The organism is Dietzia aerolata (assembly GCF_014144865.1).
GTDB classification, from domain to species: Bacteria; Actinomycetota; Actinomycetes; order Mycobacteriales; family Mycobacteriaceae; genus Dietzia; species Dietzia aerolata.
The window spans coordinates 369-5364 of sequence record NZ_JAALDM010000327.1 but is presented as its reverse complement, the minus strand read 5'-3'; the positions used below and the strand labels follow the sequence as shown (position 1 = coordinate 5364).

Sequence of the window (4996 nt, the reverse complement as noted above, 5' to 3'; positions counted from 1 at the left end):
CCGTGGGCGTGCCTGCCGGGCGGGCGCCGCGATTAGCGGCCCGGCGGTCGCGGGATGGAGCCCACGAACTGCATCGAGCGGTACGGCCACCCGGCGGGCCCGGCGGCCGAATCGTGCGTGTTCCACTGGCTCACCACGAAATGCCACTGCTCCGGCGTGGACCCGGGCACGGGGCAGCCGCAGTACAGCTGCGCGACGCGGGCGGGCCCGGTGGCGGGGTCGGTGCCGTCGGACTCATCGCCCCACGCGCTGCCCGGAAGCAGCGTGGTGTGCGTGGTCACCGAGCGGTCGAGCAGGTCGGCGCCGATGCTGGGGAAGGTCAGGCAGTCGATCCTGTAGTGCTCGGCATTGAAGTAGGTCAGGGTCCAGAAGTCCTCGCAGCGGCGCAGGTACATCTCGCCGATCCGGCCGGGCAGGACGATGGTCGTGGGGTGACCCCAGTCCCAGCGGCCGTCCTTGAAGCCCCAGGTCTGCCAGTTCCCGGTGTCCGGGTCGGCCAGGTGTTCCTCGCGTACGCGCATGAGGATGACGCCCTTGTCGCGCTGGAAGCCGGTGGAGAAGGCGTAGACCCAGCCGTCGCCGCCGCGCTCCCAGGTCCAGAGCTGGCGGTGGCCGCCCTCCAGCCGTGGCGAGAACTCGACGCCGGTCGGCTCCCAGGTGCGGCCGTCGTCTGTCGAGCGGTGGATCTGCGTGCGGGTGACGGTGCCGAGCCCCTCGTTGACCATGACGTGCAGGTACATGGTGTCGCCGATGGTGAGGACGTCGCTCGGCAGGACCGTGGAACAGCCGCGGCCGTGCACGTAGTCGATGAGCTGCGAGGCGTAGTCGCGCGGTCCCGGGCCCGCGGCCTCCGACCACTCCAGGCCCGCGGCAGGTGCGTCGGTGTCGGAGAACAGGCCGACCGGGGAGCGCCAATCCGGGTTGCCGGGTCCGGGGCGGTCGTCGGTGGTGCGGGCGCACTGCGCGATGCCCGGATGCGGTTTACCGACGTGCGGGGCGCCCATCCCCGCTCCGGCGAAGGTGTCGCCAAACACGGCGAGAAGTCTCCCGGAGGGGGTCCGGGCGAGAATTCCCAGGTCTGTGCCCTCCATGCCGAACCGGGTGGTGATCCCGGGCCCGCTGAGGTCGCGGACCTTGCGGGTTCCGGTCCCGGGCGCGGCGGTGGGCTGCGGCGTCTCGGTCATGCCGCCGACGCTACCGCGACCTGCCCCGGCGGGCGGGTAGGCCGACCGGGCACACGGCACTCGGACATATGTAGAGAAGCCTGCGGCGAGCGCTCGGTGCCGCGAAACCCCAGGATGACAGTCGCGCAGTCGTTGTCAGATCAGCGATTTTTCGGAGCAGTCCACACGCGCCGTTTCAGGGGGCGTATGGTCGTTTCTCGTGACCCACCCTTTCGCGCGGGTCGGGAGAGAACTCGTCCCCGGCCACTGGTTCGGCTCTGCCGCCGTGCTCGCCCTCGGGTGCGCGATCGCCTTGACCCTCGTGGGGTTCGGACACAGCGTCGCGTTGGCCGCCGTGGTGTTCGTGGCGCTGGCCGTGGTCGCGGTGTGGAACTCGCCGCTGCGTGTGACGGGGCACGAACCCCTGGACGCCGTGCGTAGCCGGGCGGCGTTGGAGAACACGGTCGTGGTGCTCTGGCGCCCGGGCTGCGCCTACTCCTCGGCACTGCGCAGGCGCGCAACCCGCGAGGGCCTCAAGGTGCACTGGGTGAACATCTGGCGCGATGAGGACGCCTACGAGCTGTGCCGCAGCATCAACCGCGGCTCCGAGGAGACCCCCACCGCCGTGGTGCTGGATCCGCGACAGCGCGGTCCCGTGGTCATCCCCGCCTCGGTACCCGGCATCCGCGAGGCCACCGGAACGCGTGCCCTGCGCTCCGGCCGCGACTCCCGCCGCTGACGGCCACGCCCGACCGTCCCTGGCCGTCGACCGCCCCACCGTCCCTGACGGTCCGCGCCCGGCGTCTCAGCCCCGATACCGCAGCGATCCCCGCACATCCCCGCATTCGTCACCCAGCGCGAGGTCGGCGATCCGCCCCTCGGCCCGGAGCTCGTGCAGCCGCGAGGCCACGCGGTCGCGCAGTGTCCACGGGTCGATCGTGTTGACGTAGATGCCGGTCGCCCCCTCGAAACCGGCCGGCGTGGAGATCCGCCACTTGAGCACGATCCGCCACGGCATCGGCACGTCCACGCCCGGCGGCCGGGTGTGCCACTCCTCGTTGACCGGCACCATCGGCCCCGTCGCGGCGTGGCACGCGTGCAGCAGATCGGACACCCCGCGCAGTTCGGCCTCCGAGTGCTCCCACGGGTTCGCGGCCGCCGAGCGCGAGTAGATGACCAGCGCCGGGTAGCGGTGGCCCACGCCCACCACGGCGACGGCGTGCTCGTTGGCCGCCAGCACCAGACCCTCGTCGACGGCGTGGTCGATGCCGCGACTGTGGAACAGGTCCGGCTCGCGGGCCAGGAGCGCGAGCTCGCGGGCGGTCTTGACCGGCACCTCGTCGATCGACACGAGTTGCTTGTGCAGGTGCGCGAACGACGCCCCGGCGGGCTTGAGCCAGTTCTGGAACACCGACACGTACCGCGCGAACGGGTTGTCCCGGTACAGGCCGGCCATCGCGCGTACGGTGAACGCGATGAATCGCTCGTGCTCGGCCGGGGTGAGGCAGCCGGACGAGGCGTGCCGGTCGCTGCTGGTGGCGCCGTCGACCAGATGCCGACGCGCCACCACCACATCATGGCAGCCGCCGAAGAAGCTCTCGGAGTGTGCGGCCAGCTCGCGAGCGTCCATGGCGTCCGCGGCGTCGGGATCGGATTGCGCGGCGGCCAGCCGGGTCCGCACTAGCGAGCGCACGTGCTCGGCGCCGTCCGGAGTGGCCAGGTAGTCGCGCTGGTGCGCGGCGGCGCGCTCGGAGATCCGGTAGCCGTGCACGGCCTTCCAGTAGTCCAGCGAGACGATCTCGAAGAGGTTCCCGAACAGCCGGAACTCGGGCGTCGTGGCATCCAGCTCGGCGGCCGGCACCTCGTCGAGCACCTCCCAGCCGGAGCCGGTCCCGCCGCTCCGCACGAGCCGCGCCTTCTCCGGGGTCGTCTCACGCAGCCGGGTCACGCAGAACGCGCAGTGCGCCTCGGGCGCCGCCGGATCCACCGCACTGACCTCGCCGGGATGGTGCTCGACGGGCCGATGACCGCGCCCCGGAACCGTCCACACCTCGGTGCCGGTGAAGAGGTTGATCTGCTTGACCGTCCCGTCGGCCATGCGCCGCAGCGCCGGCACCGACGAGGGGGAGCCGTGGTTCGAGTGGCCGAGGCCGGTCGAGCCCGGGTCGGAGCTGTCGGAATCGGTCGAGCCCGGGGTGGAGAGGCCGGGGGCGGAGGGGAGGGTGCTCACCCGGGAAAGCGTAGGTGGTGAAGGTGACGTCACGACGACGACAACGCCGCCACCGCCCCTGAAGCAGGCCACCGCCGAGCGACCGACCATCGGCGGACTCCCGGACCCGGGCCGGCAATCGTGACGAGCTGGCGAGGCGCCCGGTTCTGCGGGGGCGAACCGTGTGGCTACGAGGTGGCGAACGGCTCGGTTACGCGGTGGCGAGCTGCTCGGCGGCCTTGGCGGACTCGGCGGCGTCGTCGGCCTCGTGGCGAAGCTGGGCCCCGGTGGCGACGAGCTTCGCCCGAGACCGATGCGCCTTGATCACCGCGGTCGCATCGCGCAGGGGCAGCGGGATCTCCTCTTCGGCCTCGACTCCGGAGAGCAGTAGTCGGGCGCGCAGGAGTTCGGAGTCGATCTCGGCCCCGAGCAGCAGCGCGTTGTTCGAGATCCAGATCAGGAACAGGAAGATGATCGCGCCTGCGAGCGAGCCGTAGGTGACGTTGTAGTTGGCAAAATGGGAGGCGTAGAAGCTGAAGCCCCAGCCGCCAGCGGAGGTCACGACGATCGCGACGATCGTGCCGGGGGACAGGAAGCGAAAATGCGGGCGACGGACATTCGGCGTGAACTGGTAGAGGATGCCGATCACCAGCATCACGATCGCCAGCAGTGCGGGCCATTTGAGCAGTTTCCACAGGGTGAGCGAGAAATCACCGAGCCCGATGGCTTTGAAGACGTTCTCGGCGATCCCGCCGGTGAGCGTGAGGATGATGGCCGCGCAGAACATGAGGACGATCAACAGGGCGGTCAGTGCCATGAACACCAACCGCCGCCGCAGGAACGACCGTCCCTCGTTGACGTTGTAGATGCGGTTCAGTGCCCGGCCGAACGAATTGACGTAGGTCCCCCCGGACCACAGGGCGCCGAACAGTCCGGCCACCAGTGCGAACCCGGCGATGTCCGTGCGGACCAGGCCTTCCACCGGTCCGCGGAGGAATTCGACGGTCGTCTGGGGGACCGAGTCGTTGAGCAGCTGCATGATCGCCTGGATCGTCTCGTCCCCGCGGCCGAAGATCCCCAGAAGTGACACCAGCACGATCATGATGGGAAACAGCGAGAACACCGCGTGATAGGTCAGGCCCGAGGCCAGGTCCATGCAGAAGTCGTTGTTGAACTTCGGCAGCGCGCGCCGCAGGGCGTAGACGATGCTGCGTCGGGTCAGCTTCGGGGGAGCCGCGGCCGACTCCTCCTTGGCGCGGAGGTAGTCGATGCCGTGACGGTGAAGGGTCTCGTCGCCGGCGATGAGTTCGGCAGCTCTGGCATCGGTCACCTGTGTCCCCGCTCCCCGGTGCCGGGGCACCGCCTTGATCGATGGTGGAGATCGGCGCCTCGCGCCACGGCGGGTGGCGGTCCCGATCCTCCCTACTGTGGCAGGACCATCGCGACCGCGATGCCAGGTTGCCACTCATCCGCCCCGGGTGATGGTGACCGGGTATGGATCTGTGATCGGCATAACAGTAAACTGAGAACATGTCCGTCGCCGATCGAGCGGCGGAGTGTTCGGCTCGGCGGTGTGCCGGGTCGCGAGAGAATCGAGCTCGTCCATGTCGTCGAAGAACTCCCT

4 protein-coding genes are annotated in these 4996 nt (G+C 70.0%); 1 reads left to right on the top strand and 3 read right to left on the bottom strand.

The window, feature by feature from the left end; genetic code table 11:
* Positions 1-32 precede the first annotated feature (32 nt).
* Positions 33-1184 (bottom strand): glycoside hydrolase family 183 protein, encoded by a 1152-nt coding sequence (locus G6016_RS16295; protein ID WP_182633644.1) that lies wholly within the window; start codon positions 1182-1184, stop codon positions 33-35.
* A gap of 199 nt (positions 1185-1383) precedes the next feature.
* Here G6016_RS16295 and G6016_RS16290 point away from each other — a divergent pair, with 199 nt between their 5' ends.
* Entirely contained in the window at positions 1384-1902 is a 519-nt protein-coding gene (locus G6016_RS16290) for a thioredoxin domain-containing protein (RefSeq protein WP_182633643.1), read from the top strand.
* A 66-nt stretch (positions 1903-1968) separates the two neighbouring features.
* On the opposite strand, the gene G6016_RS16285 is transcribed toward G6016_RS16290, so the two are convergent.
* Together G6016_RS16285 and G6016_RS16280 are read right to left on the bottom strand one after the other, a co-directional pair.
* Positions 1969-3261, bottom strand: a complete 1293-nt coding sequence (locus G6016_RS16285) for a DUF4921 family protein (RefSeq protein WP_182633645.1) — start codon at positions 3259-3261, stop codon at positions 1969-1971.
* Positions 3262-3583: 322 nt separating this feature from the next.
* A complete protein-coding gene (locus G6016_RS16280) occupies positions 3584-4702 on the bottom strand; it encodes a YhjD/YihY/BrkB family envelope integrity protein (protein WP_182633642.1) in 1119 nt (372 codons plus the stop codon).
* Positions 4703-4996 lie beyond the last annotated feature (294 nt).